The following is a 19,107-nucleotide window of genomic DNA, read 5'->3' as shown; positions in this document are numbered from 1 at the left end:
GTTGTTGACGGTGTCGACGGGTGTCGTGCCTGGGCGGCTTACTGCCCCGCCACAGTCTTGATGCGGGCGATCATCTCGTCCACCGCCTTGTCCACCGGCACCTTGTCGGTGACGATGCGGTTCATGGCCTTGGCCCAGACGTTCTCGTTGTTCAGCACGGTGAACTTGTAGTTCTTGGTGAATTCGAAGGTCACGGTGCCGGCGGCGTACTGGTTGTAGACCGACAGGCGGTGCGGGTCGGCCTTCCAGAAGTCACGCTGCTGCGCGGTCTTGGTCACGGGGAACCAGCGGCCCAGCGAGCCCTCGACGTACGGCGTGAGGTTCTCTTCCTGCAGCAGGAACGACACGAACTCCTTGGCGCGGGCCTTGTTCTTCGCGTCCTTGAACACCACGCCCGTCTTCACCGCTGTGCGGTAGACCATCTTGCTGCCGTCGGGCTTGTTCGGAAAGCCGGCCGTGCGGATGCGCTCCGTGTAGTTCTTGCGCGCTTCCTCGCGCTGCTCGGGCGTGAGCGAGGCGTTGTTCGAGTCGTCGAGCCACTTGGCGGCGATGGAGATGGTCGCGTTGTGCGTCATCACGGTCGTCTTGTTGTGGAAGGCGACGTTGTTGTCCGGGTCCTTCCAGCTGGTGGAAGAAGGCGGCGTGCAGCCCTTGGTGTAGGGCATGGTGTAGTCGGTCATGGCGCCGATCAGGCCGGTGCGCACCTTCGGATCGTCGACCAGCAGCTTGCCGTTGTCGTCCACCAGCTTGACGTTGTAGGCGTCCATGAAGGTCAGGAACGAATAGAACGCGTCGCTCGAATCCACGCCCATCGGCATGCCGATGCCGAAGTTGCGCTTGCCGCTCTTCTGGCGGCTGGCCGGCTGCACCTTCTCGCACCAGAACGACCAGTAGTCCTTCCAGGCGGTGGGAATGTCGGACTCCTTGAACCCTGCCTCGGTCAGCATGTCGAGCCAGTACTCGATGTGCATCGTCTGCTGCTTGATCGGGAAGGCGTAGTACGCCTTGTTCTTGGTCTGGTCGTTGTAGAGGTAGGTGGTCTCGAGCGTGTTGGGCGCGAAGCGGTCCTTCATGGGCGTGAGCACGCTGCTGATGTCCTCGAGCTTGCCGTCGAAGGCCCACTTGCCGGTGACCTGGAAGTCGTACACGTCGGCGTACGCCACGTCGGGCGGACTGCCCGAGTCGAGCGCGGACACGGTCTTGGGGATCATGTCCTGGATCGGGTACTGCGACAGCTCGATCTTCACGTTCTTGTTCTTCTCCTCGAACTTCTTGATGGCTGCGTACAGCGCATCGTCCTCCGCCTTGTAGAAGCCCTTGACCCACCAGACGGTGAGTTTTTCCTGCGCGGCGACGTGGCCTGCCGACAGCAGGCCCATCGCGACCAGCGTCGGCGCGATCAGCGACTTGACGAGTTTCATGGACTTTGTCTCCTTCTCTTCTGGGGTGGAATCTGCTCGACGCGCGAGCGTGGGGTGAAAAACCGGATGAGGACTGCGGGCGGGCCCGGGCGGCTAGCCGGCCTTGAGCCGCGGTGGCGGCCGGCTCAGGCGCGGCAGCCGGCGGCGCGAGCCCAGCACGTCCTCGATGTCCTGGCGGGCGCCATCGATGAGCCGCAGGATCGCGCGCTCCGCAACGTCGGGGTCGTGCGCGATCACCGCGTCGAGCACCGCGCGATGCAGCGGCAGCGAGAGCGTGGGGCCGTCGGGCTTGGTGGTCGATATCTCGAAGCTGGTGCGCAGCAATGCGTTGAGCACCTTGCTCATCTGCGCAATCATCCTGTTGCGCGCGGCGCTCAACAGGCCGTTGTGAAAGCGCAGGTCGAAGGTGACGTAGTCGCCGCCGTTCTCCACCGCTTCCTTCATGCCTGCATAGGCACGCTCGATCTCGTCGATGTCGTCCTCGGTGGCCCTCTCCGCGGCCAGCCGCACCGCCGCAGGCTCCACCGCGCGGCGCAGATCCTGCAGGTCGCGCAGGAACTCGGGCGTGAGGCCGGCGCGCGCCTGCCAGGTGATGACATCGGGGTCGAACCAGTTCCACTTCTCCTTGGGCAGCACGCGCGTGCCGACCTTCGGGCCCGTCACGATCAGGCCCTTGGCCGCCAGCGACTTGACCGCCTCGCGCACCACGGTGCGGCTCACGCCCAGCTCCTCGCCGAGCACGGGCTCGGAGGGGATCGACGCGCCGATCGCATAGCGTCCCGACACCACGGCTTCACCGAGGAGTTCGAGCGTGCGACCGTGGATGTTCTTGATCATGCGTGATGTGAAAACTGGTATCCCGGCGCTCGAAAACACTAAGGGTCCGGCGCATTGTTCGCGCTTATCATATGATGATTGAAACGCTCTATCGGCAGGACAAACCCTGACGATCCAGCCCAGGTTTCGACAACAAAGAGAGACATCCATGAGCACCGCCCCCAGGAAGAAACCCGAAGAACTTCGCAGCCAGCAATGGTTCGGCCGCCACGATCGCGACGGCTTCATCTACCGCAGCTGGATGAAGGGCAAGGGCGTTCCGCACGACCAGTTCGACGGCCGCCCGGTCATCGGCATCTGCAACACCTTCAGCGAACTCACGCCCTGCAACTCGCACTTCAGAACGCTCGCGGAGCAGGTGAAGATCGGCGTGTACGAAGCCGGCGGCTTCCCGCTCGAATTCCCGGTGATGTCGCTCGGCGAAACGCTGCTGCGGCCCACCGCGATGCTGTATCGCAACCTCGCGAGCATGGACGTTGAAGAGAGCATCCGCGGCAATCCGCTCGACGGCGTGGTGCTGCTCATGGGCTGCGACAAGACCACGCCCGCGCTCATGATGGGCGCCGCCAGCGTCGACCTGCCGACCATCGGCGTGTCGGGCGGCCCGATGCTCTCGGGCAAGTGGCGCGGACAGGAGCTCGGCTCCGGCACCGGCGTGTGGCAGATGAGCGAACAGGTGCGCGCCGGCACGCTCAAGCTGCAGGAATTCTTCGAGGCCGAGAGCTGCATGCACCGCAGCCACGGCCACTGCATGACGATGGGCACCGCGAGCACCATGGCAAGCATGGTCGAGTCGCTGGGCATCGGCCTGCCGGGCAACGCGGCCTACCCTGCCGTTGACGGCCGCCGCAATGTGCTCGCGCGGCAGGCTGGCCGCCGCATCGTCGGCATGGTTCATGAAGACATGAACATGTCGAAAATCCTCACGCGCCAGGCCATCGAGAACGCGATCAAGGTCAACGCGGCCATCGGCGGCTCGACCAACTTCGTGATCCACCTGCTGGCCATCGCGGGACGCATGGGCGTCGAACTCACGCTGGAGGACTTCGACCGCCTCGCCTCCGAACTGCCCTGCCTCGTGAACCTGCAGCCCTCGGGCCAGTTCCTGATGGAAGACTTCTGCTACGCGGGCGGCCTGCCGGTGGTCATCAAGGAGATCGCCGACCACCTGCACAAGGACATCCTCACCGTCACCGGCCAGAGCGTGTGGGAGAACGTGAAGGACGCCGAGAACTTCAATCCGCAGGTCATCCGCACCCAGGCCGAGCCCTTCAAGGACAAGGCCGGCATCTGCGTGCTGCGCGGCAACCTCGCGCCCAACGGCGCCATCATCAAGCCCAGCGCGGCCACGCCCGAGCTGCTGGTGCACAAGGGCCGCGCGGTGGTGTTCGAGAACGCCGACGACCTGCACAAGCGCATCGACGACGAGAACCTCGACATCGACGAGAACTGCGTCATGGTGCTCAAGAACTGCGGCCCCAAGGGCTACCCCGGCATGGCGGAGGCCGGCAACATGCCGCTGCCGCCGAAGGTGCTGCGCAAGGGCATCACCGACATGGTCCGCATCAGCGACGCGCGCATGAGCGGCACGGCCTACGGCACCGTGGTGCTGCACACCGCGCCCGAGGCGGCCGCGGGAGGCCCGCTGGCGCTGGTGCAGGACGGCGACATCGTCGAGCTCGACGTGCCCAACCGCAGACTGCACCTGCACGTGAGCGACGAAGAGCTCGCGAAGCGGCGCGAGAAATGGGTCGCGCCCAAGGCGCCGCTCGAATCCGGTTACTGGAAGTTGTATGTCGATACGGTGTTGCAGGCCGACCAGGGCGCCGACCTGGCCTTCCTGCGCGGTCGCCGCGGTGCCTTCGTGCCGCGCGACAATCACTAGATGACAAGACTGGTTGCAATCGACTGGGGCACGAGTTCACTGCGCGGCGCGCTGCTGGACGCCGGCGGCAAGGTACTGGAAGAGCGCAGCGATGCGCGCGGCATTCTCACCGTGCCCGAAGGCGGCTTCCCCACCGTCTTCGACAAGCTGTTCGGCGACTGGATGCGCCTCGAAGGTGCACGCTGCCTGATCTCCGGCATGGCCGGCAGCAAGCAGGGCTGGGTGGAAGCGCCCTACTCCGCCTGCCCCGCGGGCCGCGTGGAAGTGGGCCGCAGGATCATCGACATCGACGCCATTCCGGGTGCGCGCATCGCGATCGTGCCGGGCCTGAGCGACGAGCACGCCGGCGTGCCCGACGTGATGCGCGGCGAAGAAGTGCAGATCTTCGGCGCGATGGAACTCACCGGGCTGAGCGAAGGCGTCTTCGTGCTGCCCGGCACGCACAACAAGTGGGCTTCCGTGAAGAAGGGCCGCGTGGCGGGCTTCCGCACCTACATGACGGGCGAGTTCTACGCGCTGCTGAGCCAGCACTCCATATTGGCGCGCACGCTCGACGCCTCGGCGCCGCTCGACGAGGCGGCCTTCCTCGAAGGCGTGACCCGCTCCGAGAACGGACACGGCCTGCTGCACAACGCCTTCGGCACGCGCACGCTCGCGCTGTTCGAGCGCATGCCGAAGGAGGAGCTGTCGAGCTACCTCTCGGGCCTGCTGATCGGCGAGGAATTGCGCACGCAGGCACTGCAGGCATCCGGCGAAGTGATCCTGATCGGCTCGTCCAACCTCACCGAGCGCTACACGCTGGCCCTGCGCGCCACCGGCGTCGCCACGCGCACGCTCGGCGCCGAAGCCACCTGGGCCGGGCTGCATGTGCTGTCCGGCTTCCTCGATTCCGACAGGACTCCCGCATGACCGCCCCCACTCCCCTCGAAAAATTCGATGCCGCGATGCGCGAGCTGCCCCTGGTGGCCATCCTGCGCGGCCTCTCGCCCGCCGAGGCGGCCGATGTCGGCGACGCCATCGTCGAGCCGGGCTTTCGCCTGCTCGAAGTGCCGCTCAACTCGCCCCAGCCGCTCGAAAGCATCGCGCTGATGCGCAAGCGCTTTCCGCAGGCGCTGGTCGGCGCCGGCACGGTGCTCGGCGCGCAGCAGGTGCGCGAAGTGCATGCGGCCGGCGGCGAGCTGATCGTCTCGCCGAACTTCAACGCCGAGGTCATCGCCGAGGCCGCGCGCCTCGGCATGGTGTGCCTGCCCGGCGTGATGACGCCGACCGAAGCCTTCGGCGCGCTCGCGGCCGGCGCCACCGGGCTCAAGCTGTTTCCCGCCGAGCTGGCCTCGCCCGCCGTGGTGAAGGCACTGCTGGCCGTGCTGCCCTCCGGCACGCCGGTGATGCCCGTGGGCGGCATCTCGCCCGACAACATGGCCGGATGGCGCGCGGCCGGCGCCGCCGGTTTCGGTATCGGCTCCTCGCTCTACAAGCCCGGCAAGCAGGCCGCGGCGGTGCGCGAGGACGCGAAGAAGTTCGTCGTGGCGTGGAAGAGCCTGCCGCCCGCCTGAGCCGCAAGCCACGTCCTTTCCCTGCAACAAGAAAAGAGGAGCCCCACAGAGATGTCCGCCGATGCCGACTACGCCAGCCCCGCCGTACGCAAGCTGCGCGAAGACCTTGCCCTCGCCTTGCGCGCCGCCGCCCATCACGGCCTGTCCGAAGGCGTCTGCAACCATTTCAGCGTGATGCTGCCGGGCGCCCAGGACCGCTACCTCATCAACCCGCGCGGGCTGCACTGGAGCGAGATCGGCCCCGACGACATCGTGCTCATCGACGTGCACGGCGAGGTGCTGGCGGGCCGCCACCGCGTGGAGCCAACCGCCCTGTTCATCCACGGCGCGGTGCACCGGATCACGGGCCATGCGGTGGTGCTGCACTGCCACATGCCTTACGCCACGGCGCTCACGATCACGGTCGACCGCGCGCTCGACCCGACCGCGAGCCAGAACGCGATGCGCTACATGAACCGCATCGCCGTCGACGCCGAGTACAACGGCCTGGCGCTCGACGACGCCGAGGGCGAGCGCATCGCGCGCGCCATGGCGGGCAAGGACGTGGCCTTCCTCGCGAACCACGGCGTGATCGTGGCCGGCGGCAACATCGCCCATGCCTACGACGACCTCTACTACCTGGAGCGCGCCTGCCTGCACCAGGTGATCGCGCAATCCACCGGCCGGCCGCTGGCGCCTGTGAACCCGAAGCTGGCCGCCCACGTGGCGGCGCAGATCCAGGGCGAACGCGAGCAGTCGGACCTGTTCTTCGAGGCATTGCGCCGCCTCCTGCCCGCGCCGCGCGGCTGAACCTTCGGCCGATAGAGCCGATGGCCTACCCGCGGATGTGTTCCGCGGCGCAAAGTCCATTCACAATTGTGTCTTGGGCGTGCCGCGCCTTGCGCGCACGGCCTTACAGCTCTTCATCCGAATTCGCTCCAGCCTTACAACAACTTCACAAAAGGCCGCGAGGATGAGGCTTCCAACCACAAACCGGGGGATCACGTGAAACAGCTTACTTATGCATTCGGCGCCGCGGCCTTGATGTCGCTGGCCATGCTGGGCACGCCGGCCCAGGCCCAGACGGGCGGAAACTTCATCCAGGCACAGGTGTATGTCGTGCCCGCGCCGCCGCCTCCGCGCCGCTACTACGCGCCGCCGCCTCCGCCGCGCCACTACTACGGCCCCGGCTACCACCGCGACCACCACTACGACCGCCGCTGGGACGATCGCCGCCGCTACGGCCGCCGGGACAACGACGGCGACGGCGTGCCGAACCGCTACGACCGCCGGCCCAACAATCCCTACCGCTACTGATGAAAAAACCCGGGCCGCGAGCCCGGGTTTTTCGTTCAGGCCGCCGGGGCCGTGCCGGCGTAGGGCGGCGTGGGGCTCGACAGGCCCTGCTTGAGCTGCCGCGAGGGCTCGTCGGCAAGCACTTCCGGCTTCCCGGCCTCGAGCCCTGCCAGCGCCTGGCGGGCCACGTCGTCGGGCGATGCCTTGGGGGCGCCTTGCACATGCGCGGCCATGTCGGTGTCCATGTAGCCCACGTGCAGGCTCGTCACTGTCGTGCCCTGCCCGGCCAGCTCGTTGCGCAGGCCGTTGCTCAGCGACCAGGCGGCCGACTTGGTCGCGCTGTAGGTCGCCACGCTCGGGAAGGTGGTCCAGGCCAGGGCCGAGAGCACGTTGATCACGCCTCCGCCGCCGTTGGCCGCGAGCACCGGTGCGAAGGCCTGCGTCAGCGCCCAGGGGCCGAAGAAGTTGGTTTCGAATTCGGCGCGCGCGTCGGCCACCGCATCGGGCGAGCCGAGGAAGCTCGAGCCGCGCGAGATGCCCGCGTTGTTGACCAGCAGCGTCACGTCGCCGCAGGCGCGCACGGCCGCCTCGACCTGCGCCGGCTGCGTCACGTCGAGCGCCACGGGCGTCACGCCCGGCAAGGTGATGCTCTTGGGGTCGCGCGCCGCGCCATAGACCTTGCGCGCGCCGGCAGCCAGCGCTGCCTTGGCGAATGCGAGACCGAGGCCGCGATTCGCGCCGGTGATGAAGACCACGGAGTCCTTGATTTTCATAATGCGTCTTTCGTTGATGGAAGTCGTCGTTGGGAAACTGATCGTCCGGTTCAGGCCTGCGCCACGCGCCGCAGCAGGCCGCTGGTGGTGCGCGGCCAGCCCACGCGCCCGAACCAGGCGCCGCCCGCGATGGCCGATGCGATCACGATGCCGTAAACCGCGAGCGCCACGCCCTGCGCCGCGAACACGCCGGTGAGCCCGCCGCCCCAGCGCAGCGCCAGCCAGCCGCCCGTGGCGGCCACCGCGAGGCGCGCGATGTTGCCGAGCACCGGCCACAGCAGCCGGCCCGCGCCCTGCGACGCGAAGTACAGCACCAGCCCGACACCGAAGAGGCCGTACATCGGTCCCACCACGCGCAGGTAGTGCGCGCCGGTCTCGAGCATCGCCGGGTCGTTGCCGAACAGCAGCAGCCAGGGGCGCGGGAACAGCGCCGCCGCCAGGCCGATCGCCTCGGTCAGCGCAAAGGCCAGTGCAGCGCCGGCCCAGGTCGCGCGCAGGGCACGCTCGCGCAGCCCCGCCCCCATGCAGGTGCCGACCATCGCCACCAGCGGCGCACCCAGGCCGAACACCAGCGGCACCAGCAGGTATTCGAGCCGCGAGGCCGTGCCGTAGCCGGCCAGCGCGCCCGAGCCGAAATGCCCGGTCAGCGCGGTGGCGATGCCGATGGAGAGATTGGTCGCCACCGTCGATACGGCGCCCACCAGCCCGATGCGAAGGATGTCGCGGAACAGCGGCCAGCGCAGCTTCAGCGCGTCGAGCGTGGGCTTGAGCAGGCTGCGCGGCGAGCGCAGGTATGCGATGAGCGCGATGGAGCCCAGCAGGTAGTACAGCAGCAGCGCCATCGCGCCGCCCGCGATGCCCATGCCCGGCAGCGGCCCGATGCCGAAGATCAGCAGCGGCGAAGCCGGAATGAGGAACACCACGCCCACCACCGTGACGTTGGCCGGCACCGACATGTTGCCTGTGCCGCGGATGATGGCCGCGAGCGAATTGAAGAGCCAGACCAGCGTCGCGCCGGCGAACACCCAGTTCGAGTACGTCAGTGCCGCGTCGAGCGCGGCCCCTGAGCCACCCATCACGCCGTAGAGCCAGCGCCCCCCCAGCAGCAGCGCCAGCGTGAAGCACAGGCCGAAGCCCAGCGCGATGACGATGGCATGCCACACCAGCGCGTCGGCATCGTCGCGGCGGCGCGCTCCGAGTGCGCGGGCGATCGACGAGGCGATGCCGCCGCCCATGGCGCCGCTGGAGGTCATCTGCATCAGCATGACGATGGGAAACACCAGCGCCATGCCGGCGAGCGCATCGGTGCCGAGCTTGCCGACGAAGTAGGTCTCGATGAGGCCGACGGAGGCCTGCGCCACCATCACCAGCACGTTGGGCGCGGCCAGGCGCAGCAGCGTGGGCACGATGGGCGCCTCGAGCAGGCGGCGCGTGCGCGGGTCGAGTTCGGTGTTTCCGTGGGGAGCGGTCATGGCTGGAGCCTCGGCGGGTTCAGGCGCGGGCTGCGGCCGTCGTGGCCGGAGTGCCGGACTTGGCTGCCGGGCGGCGGATCGTCATCACGATCAGCGCCGCCACCAGGCAGGCCGCGCCGGCCGTGTAGAGCGCCGGGGTGTAGGTCAGCAGCAGCGTGCGCGCGAAACCGGCGCCGTAGGCGGCCGTGGCGGCGCCCAGCTGGTGCGCGGCGAAGACCCAGCCGAACACCAGTCCGACCTTGGCGGGGCCGAAGGCGGCGCCCGCGAGCTTGACGGTCGGCGGCACGGTGGCGATCCAGTCGAGGCCGTAGAACATCGCGAAGATGCCAAGGCCGTAGATGGTGAATTCCGAGTGCGGCAGCCAGAAGAGCGACAGTCCGCGCAGGCCGTAGTACCAGAAGAGCAGCTTGCGGTTGTCGTAGCGGTCGGAGAGCCAGCCCGAGAGGATCGTGCCGACGAAGTCGAAGGCGCCCATCATCGCGAGCACCGAGGCCGCGGGCACGGCGCTCATGCCGTAGTCGCCGCACAGCGAGATGAAGTGCGTCTGCACGAGCCCGTTGGTGCTCAGGCCGCAGATGAAGAAGGTGCCGGCCAGGACCCAGAAGGTGCGGTTGGTCGAGACTTCCTTCAGCACGCGGAACGGGGTGGCGAAGTTCATTGCCGGCGATGCTGCGGCAGGCGCGGCCGGCTGGGTGCCGGGCGCTTCGCCGTAGGGCAGCAGGCCGACGTCCGAAGGCCGGTTGCGCACGAAGCACAGCGCCAGCAGACCGATGAGGATGGTGCCGATCACGACCGGAACGATGGCCGAGCGCCAGCCCCAGTGCTCGATCATCCAGGCCGCGAGCGGCAGGAAGGCCAGCTGCCCGGTCGCCGAGCTGGCCGTGAGCATGCCCACCACCAGCCCGCGCCGCGCGACGAACCAGCGGTTGGCCACCACCGCGCCGAGCACCAGCGCGGTCATGCCGGTGCCCAGGCCCAGCATCAGGCTCCACAGCACGAACAGCTGCCACAGCTGCGAGGCCATGGTCACCAGCGCCATGCCCAGGCCGACGAGCGCGAGGCCGGTGCAGATCACCGCGCGCAGGCCGTAGCGCTCCATCAGCACCGCGGCGAAGGGGCCCATGAGGCCGAAGAGCGCGAAGCGCAGTGCGAGCGACGAGGAGATCTGCTCGGTGCTCCAGCCGAACTCCTTGCCCAGCGGCTGCAGCATGGCGCCCGGCAGGCCCAGCGCGGCCGACATGGTCAGCATGGTGAGGAAGGTGATGGCGGCGACGATCCAGCCGTAGTGGATGCCGCGGCGCTGCAGCCATGCGGAAACGGGGGTGGCGAACATGGGGCCTCTGCTGTTGGAATGGAATGGAGGAAAGAAAAAAGGCGAAACGGGTCCCTCGCGCGGCTTGACGCACGATGAATGAATGGGGTGTTGGCAAGGGAAAAGTGAAGGGTCAGTCGTCGCCGACGGGCTCGTCCTCGCCGCCCAGCAGCTCCATGGCTTCGTCGATCAGCAGGTGCAGCGCGAGCACACGCTCGACGCCGAGCAGCGCGTTCAGCTTCTGTTGCGCGGTCTTCCAGTGCGCGAGGGCTTCGCGCCGCTTGATCTCGCCTTCTTCGGTGAGCTGCACCAGCCGGCTGCGCGCATCGGCGCCCGCGCCCTGGGTGATCCAGCCCGCGACGATCAGCGGCTGGAGGTTGCGGCTCAGGGTGGAGGCGGTCATCTTGAGCTCGGCCGCCAGGTCGACGGGCCGCGTGGGGCCGAGTCGCGCGAGGTGCGACAGCAGCGAGTACTGCGTGGTCTTGAGGCCGCTCTGCGAGACCTCGGCGTCGTAGTGCTGCGAGAGTCGTCGCGACAGCTGGCGAACCTTGAAGCTGGTGCAGCCGCGTGGCTTGGTGGGGGTGTCCATGGGATATTATTGTATGTGCAACTATTGCATATGCAATCAACACCCCGGGCCAAAGCCCCCAGAAGGAACACAGGCATGACACAAGCCACCAGCCAGCTCGACGCATGGATCGCCGAGGAGCAGAAGATCACCGGCCGCCTCGAGGCCGGCCCGGGCCCCGGCCTCGCCCGCCCCGACCAGATCGCCGGCAAGACCGGGCTCGAGATCATGCAGGCGATGCTGAACGGCGACATTCCCTACGCGGCCATCGCCAAGACGCTGGACTTCACGATCATCGAGGCGCGCCTGGGCGTGGCCATCTTCCAGGGCACGCCGCTGCCCCAGCACCTGAACCCGCTGGGCACCATCCACGGCGGCTGGGTCGCGACCATGCTCGACTCGGCCCTGGGCTGCTCGGTCCACACGATGATGCCGCCCGGCCGCGCCTACACCACCGCCGAACTGGGCGTGAACTACGTGAAGGGTCTCACGCCCAAGGTGCAGCGCGTGCGCGCCGAGGGCAAGGTGATCCACTGCGGCAAGCAGCTCGCCACCGCCGAAGCCCGCCTCTACGGCCCCGACGGCACGCTGTACGCGCATGCCACCACCACCTGCCTGGTGTTCGAGGTGCCCGCCGCGCGCTAGCGAACCGGACAGGAAGGCGCCAGCAGCACGAAGCGGGCGCCCCAGAGCAGCACCAGCCCCAGGCCCACCCACAGCAGCCAGTGCGGCCTGCGCCGCCGCACCGACAGCACCGCGGCCACGACCAGCAGCGGAACCAGGTACGCGAAGGACTCGATCCGCGCGTCCAGTCCGTGGTCGATGGGCAGGGTGCAGAAGGTCAGGCCGTCGCCGCGCATCGCCGGGTCTTCCAGCATCCACTCGAAGCGGTTGCGCGGAATGGCGAACAGCATCGCGGCGCAGAACAGCGCATAGAGCGCCGACACCAGCGCGAAGACTGACCGCTTCAGGCTCATCGAATCGCGTGCGTGCGCCGGGTCACCTGCCGAGCAGCGACTCGACGTGCTCGCGGTGCTTCACCATGGCACGGCCGTAGGACGAGTATTCGCGCCCCGAGCTGCCCGGCGTGGCCTTCAGCGAATCGACGATGTCGGAGAGCTGGCGCTCGATGCCGCGGTTGTAGCGCGCGCCGGCCACGACGAACTGCTCCTCCGAGAGGTTTTCCGTGTCCGCCCCGGGGTAGTCGTGCAACACCAGCCCCTGCAGATGCCTGGCGACGATCTCGAGGTTGAAGAGGTCCTGCTCGAGGCAGGAGACCAGCTTCAGTTCTTCCTCGTAGCTCAGGCTGTCGGGGTCCAGCCCCAGTTCGCGCGTCGCGGCGCGCATCTGGATGCTCACCGCGCCGAACGATGTCTGGCCCGGCGGCTTGGTGATCGTGAGGTTGCGGTCGACCCAGTCGGGGCCGCTCCAGTCGAAGCTGCGCAGGGCGAACATGGGCCGCTTGCTCCCGTCGGGCTTGCCGCCCACCTCCGCCCACGCCACGCTGCCGAGCAGCACCGGGGAAATCTGGTACTTCTTCGCCACCGCGACGATGCGCAGGCGGTTGTAGAGCACCCAGGCGTCCTTGTAGTCGCTCAGGTGCGGAAAGCCGCCTCCGAGCCGCTGGGGCAGCATCTGCCACTTGAAGGCATCCCACGACGTCCACTTCGGATAGTTGGCGTTGTCCGGCGCGCAGAACTCTCTACCACTCATCGGCACTCCCTCCGTTTCGAGAAAAAGCTGGGGCCGTTTTAGCGGGCCGGTAGCGAGTTGTCGAGCAGCGCGGACGCCTTGTTTGCAACGATGTGCAGTAGGCCTTCGATCTGTAAGTACAAAGGCATCTTGATCCTGGCCCCCAGTGATAATTATTCTCATCCGGTACCGACAACACCCAGCAATACACCTGCGGCCGGCGCCGGAGCTTTCTAGAAAACCCGCTCCTGGAGGATCTTCATGACCGAACGCTCACGCGTCCAAGGCCGCGCCGCGCGCGCCCTGCTCGGCGCCAGCGCAGCCTGGCTTGCCGCCACCGCCGTCCCCGCACTGGCCGCCACCGACGAGCTCACGCTCTACACGACGCGCGAACCGGCGCTGATCCAGCCCCTCATCTCGGCCTTCAGCGCGCAGAGCAACATCAAGGTCAACACCGTCTTCGTGAAGGACGGCCTGCTGGAACGCGTCAAGGCCGAAGGCGCCCGCTCGCCCGCCGACGTGCTGATGACGGTGGACATCGGCAACCTGATGGACCTGGTCGACGGCGGCGTGACGCAGCCCGTGAAGTCGGCGGCGCTCGAGTCGGCCATTCCGGCCAACCTGCGCGGCGCCGACGGCCAGTGGTTCTCGCTCTCGCTGCGCGCACGCGTGCTGTACGCCGACAAGAACCTGCCGCTCACCAGCTTCCGCTACGAAGACCTGGCCAACCCGAAGTACAAGGGCAAGGTCTGCATCCGCGCCGGCCAGCACCCCTACAACACCGCCCTGGTCGCCTCGCTGATCGCGCACGACGGCGAAGCCAAGGCCGAGCAGTGGCTGCGCGGCGTGAAGGCCAACCTGGCCCGCAAGGCCACCGGCGGCGACCGCGACGTGGCGCGCGACATCCTCGGCGGCATCTGCGACGTGGGCCTGGCCAACTCGTACTACGTCGGCCAGATGAAGAGCGCCAAGGAAGGCACCGACGCGCGCAAGTGGGGCGACGCCATCAAGGTGGTGCGCCCGACCTTCGCCAACGCCAAGAGCGGCGGCACGCACGTCAACATCAGCGGCGCGGCCGTGGCGAAGAACGCGCCGCAGCGCGCCAACGCGGTCAAGCTGCTCGAGTTCCTGGTGTCGGAGCCCGCGCAGGCCCTGTACGCGCAGACCAACTACGAATACCCGGTGCGCAAGGGCGTGGCGCTCGACCCGATCATCGGCCAGACCATCGGCGAGCTGAAGGTCGACCCGCTGCCGCTGACCGAGATCGCGAAGTACCGCAAGCAGGCCAGCGCCCTGGTAGACAAGGTTGGCTTCGACCAGTGACAGCGACGAGCGCCGGGCATGCCTGCCGGCGACTGACTGAATGATCTTCCCGCGGCGCCAGCCGCCGGGCCTGCAAGCCGCAGGCCCGGCTTGGCGCTGCGCGTCTTTCCTTATCGCCATCGGCGTGCTCGCGCCGGTGCTCACGCTGGCGTGGCTCGCGTTCGGCTCGGGCATCGGCCACTGGGGGCCGCTGTTCGCCCACGTGCTGCCGCAGGCGACGCTCAACACAGCCGTGCTGCTCGCGGGCGTGGGCACGCTGGTGCTGCTGATCGGCACCGGCTGCGCCTGGCTGGTGACGGCCCACGACTTCCCTGGCCGCGGCGTGCTGCACTGGGCCCTGCTGCTGCCGCTGGCGATGCCGACCTACATCGTCGCCTTCGCCTACCTCGACCTGCTGCACCCCATCGGCCCCGTACAGGGCGCGATCCGCTGGATGCTGGGCTTCGACAGCCCGCGCCAGTTCCGCCTGCCCGACCTGCGTTCCATGCCCGGCGCGATCTTCGTGCTGGGCTTCGTTCTGTATCCGTACGTCTACATGACGGCGCGCGCGATGTTCATGACGCAGCCGGCGCACCTCATGGAAGCAGCCCGCATGCTCGGCGAGAGCAGGCGCGGCGCCTTCTTCCGCGTAGCGCTGCCTCTGGCGCGGCCGGCGCTGGCGGTTGGGCTGAGCCTTGCGCTGCTCGAGACGCTCAACGACATCGGCGCTTCCGAATTCCTCGGCGTGAACACGCTGACTGTGGCGGTCTACACCACCTGGATCACTCGCTCCGACCTCGCCGGCGCAGCGCAGATCGCCTGCGCGATGCTGTTCGTGGTGGTGGCATTGGTCTGGCTGGAGCGCAACGGCCGGCGGCACCAGCGCTTCGGCTCGGCCCAGCGCATGCGCGCGGTGCAGCCGCGCCGGCTGCGTGGCGGCGCGGCCTGGGCCGCGACGGCTGCCACGGCGTTGCCGGTGCTGATCGGCTTCGTGGCTCCCGCTGCCTACCTCGTCTGGGAAAGCGCCAAGCGGCTGCGCCAGGGCGGTGGCATTTCGCAGGGACTGGTCGCGAGCCTGGGCAACACGCTGACACTGGCTTCGGGCGTCACAATCGTCGCGGTGGCGGCGGGGCTGGTCGTGGCGTGGGCCGCGCGCAGCCAGGGCTCGGGCCCCGGCCGCGCCCGCTGGCAGGCGCGCGCCGCGACGCTGGGCTACGCGGTGCCCGGCACGGTGCTGGCCATCGGGCTGCTCACGCCGGCGCTGGCTTTCGACGCGGCGCTGGCCACGGCCTTCGGCTGGCAGGGCCTGCCGCTCATGAGCTGCGGCGTGGTGCTGGTCGTGGCCTGCGCGATCCGCTTTCTGGCAATGCCGGTCGGCGGCATCGAGGCCGGCCTCTCGCGCATTCCGCCCGCCATCGAGCAGGCATCGCGCCTGCTCGGCGAAACCACCGCCGGCACGCTGCGACGCGTGCACCTGCCGCTGCTTCGCCCTGCCATGGCCTCCGCGGCGCTGCTGGTGTTCGTCGACGCGATGAAGGAACTGCCGGCCACGCTGCTGCTGCGACCCGCCAACTTCGATACCCTGGCCACCTGGCTCTATGCCGAGGCCGCGCGCGGCACGTACGAGGAAGGCGCGATCGCCGCGCTCGCCATCGTGCTGGCCGGCCTGCTGCCCGTGGTGCTGCTCGCGCGCAACCAGCTGGGCACGCCTTCGGCCACACTGGCCGCCGAGAAGACATGACATGAGCTCCCCACTGCATCTCGACGCGATCAGGCTCGCCTACGACACGCCGCGCGGCCCGCACACGGTCGTCGACGGCTTCTCGCTGTCGCTGGAAGCGGGCGACATCGCCTGCCTGTTCGGGCCCTCCGGCTGCGGCAAGACGACGGTGCTGCGCGCCATCGCGGGCTTCGAGCCGGTGCGCGCCGGCACGATCCGGCTCGGCGAGGTGCTGCTGTCGTCCGGCCAGAAACACCTGCCGCCCGAGCAGCGCCGCGTGGGCATGATGTTCCAGGAGTACGCGCTGTTCCCGCACCTGTCGGCCGCGAAGAACGTGGCCTTCGGGCTGCGCCGGCTGGATCGCGCCGCGCAGCAGGCGCGGGTTGCGGAAATGCTCGCGCTGGTCGGACTGGCCGATGCGGGCGAGCGCTATCCGCACGAGCTTTCCGGCGGCCAGCAGCAGCGCATCGCGCTGGCCCGCGCGCTCGCGCCCTCGCCGGCCCTGCTGCTGCTCGACGAGCCCTTCTCCAATCTCGACGGCGGCACGCGCGAGCGGCTGACGGCGGAAGTGCGCGACATCCTCAAGCAGGCCGGTCAGACCGCCATCCTGGTCACGCACAACGAGGCAGAAGCCCACGCGATGGCCGACCGCATCGGCGTGATGCACGGCGGACGCATCACGCACTGGCTCGATACCGTGGCCTAGCTGGCTTAGCACAAGCCGCCCGTTTCACGAATGGGCTTTCCGGGAAAAGGTTGTTCGGGCTCGCAAGAATCGCGGCGTTCCGGACCTGCACCGCCCAACAAAGGAAAGCCCCATGACGCAACAAGCCCTCACCCTAGTCAGCCACCTGCTGTGCCCCTACGTGCAGCGCGCCGCGATCGCGCTGCATGAAAAGAACGTGCCCTTCGAGCGCGTCGTGATCGACCTCGCCGACAAGCCCCAGTGGTTCCTCGACATCTCTCCGCTCGGCAAGGTGCCGCTGCTGAAAGTGCGGCGGCCCGACGGCAGCGAAGCCGTGCTGTTCGAGAGCAACGTGATCTGCGAGTACCTGGAAGAAACCCAGCCCGGCGCCCGCCTGCACCCCGAAGACCCGCTCACCCGCGCCGAGCATCGCGCATGGATGGAATTCGGCTCGGCCATCCTCGGCGACCTCTGGGGCTACGAGACCACGCAGGACGCGGCCGTGTTCGAGCAGAAGCGGCAGGCGCTGCTCGCCAAGTTCCAGCGCGTGGAAGCGGCGCTGGGCCAGGGCCCCTACTTCTCCGGCAGCGGCTTCAGCCTCGTCGATGCCGTGTTCGCGCCGGTGTTCCGCTATTTCGAGGTGTTCGACGCGATCAGCGACTCGCGCATCTTCGACGCCCTGCCCAAGGTCGACGCATGGCGCAAGGCGCTGGCCGCGCGCCCCAGCGTGCGCGACGCGGTGGTGCCCGAGTACCCGCGGCACCTGATGGAGTTCCTGAAGCGCCACCAGGCCCACCTGCTCACGCTGGCGGCTTGATCGCCTCGCCGGGAGGCCCACAATAGCGGACTCCCTTTCGGACAACTACAAGGCACCACGAGATGCGACTCCTCCACACCATGCTTCGCGTTGGCAACCTCCAGCGCTCCATCGACTTCTACACCAAGGTGCTCGGCATGAACCTGCTGCGCACTTCCGAGAACCCCGAGTACAAGTACAGCCTCGCCTTCATCGGCTACGGCAACGGCAACCCCGACCAGGCCGAGATCGAGCTCACCTACAACTGGGGCACCGAAAACTACGAACTCGGCACCGCCTACGGCCACATCGCGCTCGGCGTGCCCGACGCCTACGCGGCCTGCGAGAAGATCAAGGCCGCGGGAGGCAACGTGACGCGCGAGGCCGGCCCGGTCAAGGGCGGCACCACCGTGATCGCGTTCGTGACGGACCCCGACGGCTACAAGGTGGAACTCATCCAGCGCGACGAGAACGCCTCCGGCGGCGGCCTGCGCTGACCACCACGCCCGACGAGCCATGGCGAGCAGCGCGAAGAAGAAGCAGGCCGCGGTCCGTCATGTCGCGCTGCTGCGCGGCGTGAACGTCAACGGCATCACCATCAAGAGCGCGGACCTCAAGGCGCTCTTCGTCGAGCTGGGCTTCGGCGCGGTGCGCACCGTGCTCGCCAGCGGCAACGTGCTCTTCGACACCGATGAAAGCGATGCCGCCGCGCTGCGCACGCGCATCGAGCAGGCCCTGCGCAAGCGCTTCGGCTACGACGCCTGGATCGTGCTGCTCACGCAGAAGACCGTGGCGGAGATGGCATCGGGCTACCCCTTCGAGCGCATCGACGAGGAACGCCATCCGTACATCGTGTTCGGCTCCGACGCCGCGATGCTCGACGAGATCGTGGAAAAGGCGGGCACGGTCGATGCCGGTACCGAGCAGCTGAAGCGCGGCAAGGGCGTGCTGTATTGGCAGTGCCCTCGCGGCGAGAGCCTCGAGACGCCGGTGGCCAAGCTGCTCGGCAAGGTCCGCTACAAGACGAGCACCACCACGCGCAACCTGCGCACGGTGGAAAAGCTGCTAGGCGACTGATCAGCAGCCCAGCAGATCGGCCAGCTGGTCGATGTCGCGCGCGTGCAGGTTGTTGTCCGGCTGCGGCGACACGTCCTTCGGCCTCGCGCGGCCGAACTCGTGGGGCCGCTCGATGTAGGCCGTCTTCAGGCCGCAGGTGCGCGCGGCGGCCAGGTCGTCGTGATGCGCGGCAGCCAGCATCACCTGTCCGGGCGTCGCGTCGAACACCCCCGCCACGCCGAGGTAAGTGCGCGGGTCGGGCTTGTAGGCCTTGAACACTTCGGCCGACAGGATGCAATCCCAGGGCAGGCCGGCGCGCTTGGCCATCTCGGTGAGCAGGCCGATGTTGCCGTTCGACAGCGTGCAGATGGTGAACTTCTTCTTGAGCCGCGCGAGCCCCGCCACCGAATCGGGCCATGCCGGCAGGCGATGCCAGGCACGGCTCAGGTCGCGCCTTGCGGCGGAGTCGATGCGATCGGCCAGGCTGAAGTCGTGCAGCACCTGGTCGAGCATGCTCAGGTGCAGCTCGTCGAGCAGCGTGAAGCCGCCCTCGCCCGCGGCGATGCGCTCCATCACCGCCTTCATGGCGGGCTGGTAGCCGGCGCGCCAGGCCAGCGCGAAGGCCGCACCGTCCACGCCCGGAAACACGCGCTCGACCTCGGCGGCGATGCCGCTGTGCCAGTCGACCACCGTTCCGAAGACGTCGAACGCGATGACCTTGAGGTCGCTCGCGTCGAAATCCGCGCTGCTCATGGCACCG

At 68.4% G+C, this 19,107-nt stretch carries 21 protein-coding genes; 12 read left to right on the top strand and 9 right to left on the bottom strand.

Annotated features, from left to right (window positions below; all coding sequences use genetic code 11):
- Positions 1-38 precede the first annotated feature (38 nt).
- Together ABL840_RS12255 and ABL840_RS12250 are read right to left on the bottom strand one after the other, a co-directional pair.
- Positions 39-1,421, bottom strand: a complete 1,383-nt coding sequence (locus ABL840_RS12255; protein ID WP_093300927.1) for an ABC transporter substrate-binding protein — start codon at positions 1,419-1,421, stop codon at positions 39-41.
- A gap of 93 nt (positions 1,422-1,514) precedes the next feature.
- Positions 1,515-2,258, bottom strand: a complete 744-nt coding sequence (locus ABL840_RS12250; RefSeq protein ID WP_093300929.1) for a FadR/GntR family transcriptional regulator — start codon at positions 2,256-2,258, stop codon at positions 1,515-1,517.
- A gap of 148 nt (positions 2,259-2,406) precedes the next feature.
- Here ABL840_RS12250 and ABL840_RS12245 point away from each other — a divergent pair, with 148 nt between their 5' ends.
- From ABL840_RS12245 to ABL840_RS12225, 5 genes are all read left to right on the top strand, one after another.
- Positions 2,407-4,143, top strand: coding sequence for an IlvD/Edd family dehydratase (locus tag ABL840_RS12245; RefSeq protein WP_093199469.1), 1,737 nt, complete (start codon positions 2,407-2,409; stop codon positions 4,141-4,143).
- Positions 4,144-5,052: a 2-dehydro-3-deoxygalactonokinase gene (locus ABL840_RS12240; protein WP_093300930.1), complete on the top strand. Its 909-nt coding sequence runs from the start codon at positions 4,144-4,146 to the stop codon at positions 5,050-5,052.
- Positions 5,049-5,696, top strand: coding sequence for a 2-dehydro-3-deoxy-6-phosphogalactonate aldolase (locus tag ABL840_RS12235; protein WP_093199464.1), 648 nt, complete (start codon positions 5,049-5,051; stop codon positions 5,694-5,696). The genes ABL840_RS12240 and ABL840_RS12235 overlap by 4 nt, the downstream gene beginning before the upstream one ends.
- A gap of 51 nt (positions 5,697-5,747) precedes the next feature.
- A complete protein-coding gene (locus ABL840_RS12230) occupies positions 5,748-6,485 on the top strand; it encodes an aldolase (RefSeq protein WP_093300932.1) in 738 nt (245 codons plus the stop codon).
- Between the two features lie 195 nt (positions 6,486-6,680).
- The gene (locus ABL840_RS12225) at positions 6,681-6,992 is read left to right on the top strand and encodes a hypothetical protein (protein WP_093300934.1); all 312 of its coding nucleotides are present in this window, start codon (positions 6,681-6,683) and stop codon (positions 6,990-6,992) included.
- Between the two features lie 35 nt (positions 6,993-7,027).
- On the opposite strand, the gene ABL840_RS12220 is transcribed toward ABL840_RS12225, so the two are convergent.
- The 4 genes from ABL840_RS12220 to ABL840_RS12205 all read right to left on the bottom strand — a co-directional run bounded on the left by ABL840_RS12220 (position 7,028) and on the right by ABL840_RS12205 (position 11,117).
- Entirely contained in the window at positions 7,028-7,744 is a 717-nt protein-coding gene (locus ABL840_RS12220; protein WP_093199456.1) for an SDR family oxidoreductase, read from the bottom strand.
- Positions 7,745-7,794: 50 nt separating this feature from the next.
- A complete protein-coding gene (locus ABL840_RS12215) occupies positions 7,795-9,216 on the bottom strand; it encodes an MATE family efflux transporter (RefSeq protein ID WP_093199453.1) in 1,422 nt (473 codons plus the stop codon).
- Positions 9,217-9,235: 19 nt separating this feature from the next.
- Positions 9,236-10,549: an MFS transporter gene (locus ABL840_RS12210; RefSeq protein WP_093300935.1), complete on the bottom strand. Its 1,314-nt coding sequence runs from the start codon at positions 10,547-10,549 to the stop codon at positions 9,236-9,238.
- A 112-nt stretch (positions 10,550-10,661) separates the two neighbouring features.
- A complete protein-coding gene (locus ABL840_RS12205; RefSeq protein WP_093199445.1) occupies positions 10,662-11,117 on the bottom strand; it encodes a MarR family winged helix-turn-helix transcriptional regulator in 456 nt (151 codons plus the stop codon).
- 75 nt (positions 11,118-11,192) lie between these two features.
- Between ABL840_RS12205 and ABL840_RS12200 the strand changes: the two genes are divergently transcribed.
- On the top strand, positions 11,193-11,741 hold the full coding sequence (locus ABL840_RS12200) for a PaaI family thioesterase (protein ID WP_093199442.1): 549 nt from the start codon (positions 11,193-11,195) through the stop codon (positions 11,739-11,741).
- Here the strand turns inward: ABL840_RS12200 and ABL840_RS12195 are convergent.
- Both ABL840_RS12195 and ABL840_RS12190 read right to left on the bottom strand, forming a co-directional pair.
- Positions 11,738-12,073, bottom strand: a complete 336-nt coding sequence (locus ABL840_RS12195; protein WP_093199440.1) for a hypothetical protein — start codon at positions 12,071-12,073, stop codon at positions 11,738-11,740. The two genes, ABL840_RS12200 and ABL840_RS12195, sit on opposite strands and share 4 nt — an antisense overlap.
- Before the next feature lie 22 nt (positions 12,074-12,095).
- Positions 12,096-12,809, bottom strand: a complete 714-nt coding sequence (locus ABL840_RS12190) for a hypothetical protein (RefSeq protein WP_093300937.1) — start codon at positions 12,807-12,809, stop codon at positions 12,096-12,098.
- A 240-nt stretch (positions 12,810-13,049) separates the two neighbouring features.
- Between ABL840_RS12190 and ABL840_RS12185 the strand changes: the two genes are divergently transcribed.
- The 6 genes from ABL840_RS12185 to ABL840_RS12160 all read left to right on the top strand — a co-directional run bounded on the left by ABL840_RS12185 (position 13,050) and on the right by ABL840_RS12160 (position 18,368).
- The gene (locus ABL840_RS12185) at positions 13,050-14,111 is read left to right on the top strand and encodes a Fe(3+) ABC transporter substrate-binding protein (protein WP_093300938.1); all 1,062 of its coding nucleotides are present in this window, start codon (positions 13,050-13,052) and stop codon (positions 14,109-14,111) included.
- Between the two features lie 40 nt (positions 14,112-14,151).
- Entirely contained in the window at positions 14,152-15,831 is a 1,680-nt protein-coding gene (locus ABL840_RS12180) for an ABC transporter permease (RefSeq protein WP_093300940.1), read from the top strand.
- Between the two features lies 1 nt (position 15,832).
- Positions 15,833-16,516, top strand: coding sequence for an ABC transporter ATP-binding protein (locus ABL840_RS12175; protein ID WP_093300941.1), 684 nt, complete (start codon positions 15,833-15,835; stop codon positions 16,514-16,516).
- Between the two features lie 112 nt (positions 16,517-16,628).
- Positions 16,629-17,312: a glutathione S-transferase family protein gene (locus ABL840_RS12170; protein ID WP_093199427.1), complete on the top strand. Its 684-nt coding sequence runs from the start codon at positions 16,629-16,631 to the stop codon at positions 17,310-17,312.
- Between the two features lie 62 nt (positions 17,313-17,374).
- On the top strand, positions 17,375-17,788 hold the full coding sequence (gene gloA, locus ABL840_RS12165) for a lactoylglutathione lyase (RefSeq protein WP_093300943.1): 414 nt from the start codon (positions 17,375-17,377) through the stop codon (positions 17,786-17,788).
- Between the two features lie 19 nt (positions 17,789-17,807).
- A complete protein-coding gene (locus ABL840_RS12160) occupies positions 17,808-18,368 on the top strand; it encodes a DUF1697 domain-containing protein (protein ID WP_093300945.1) in 561 nt (186 codons plus the stop codon).
- On the opposite strand, the gene ABL840_RS12155 is transcribed toward ABL840_RS12160, so the two are convergent.
- Positions 18,369-19,100, bottom strand: coding sequence for a haloacid dehalogenase type II (locus ABL840_RS12155; RefSeq protein WP_093199420.1), 732 nt, complete (start codon positions 19,098-19,100; stop codon positions 18,369-18,371). It lies immediately after the preceding gene.
- Between the last annotated feature and the right edge of the window lie 7 nt (positions 19,101-19,107).

The organism is Variovorax sp. NFACC27 (assembly GCF_048301545.1).
In the GTDB taxonomy this organism is placed as follows: domain Bacteria; phylum Pseudomonadota; class Gammaproteobacteria; order Burkholderiales; family Burkholderiaceae_C; genus Variovorax; species Variovorax gossypii.
The sequence above is the reverse complement of the archived record's forward strand: the minus strand, read 5'-3'. Positions and strand labels throughout refer to the sequence as shown.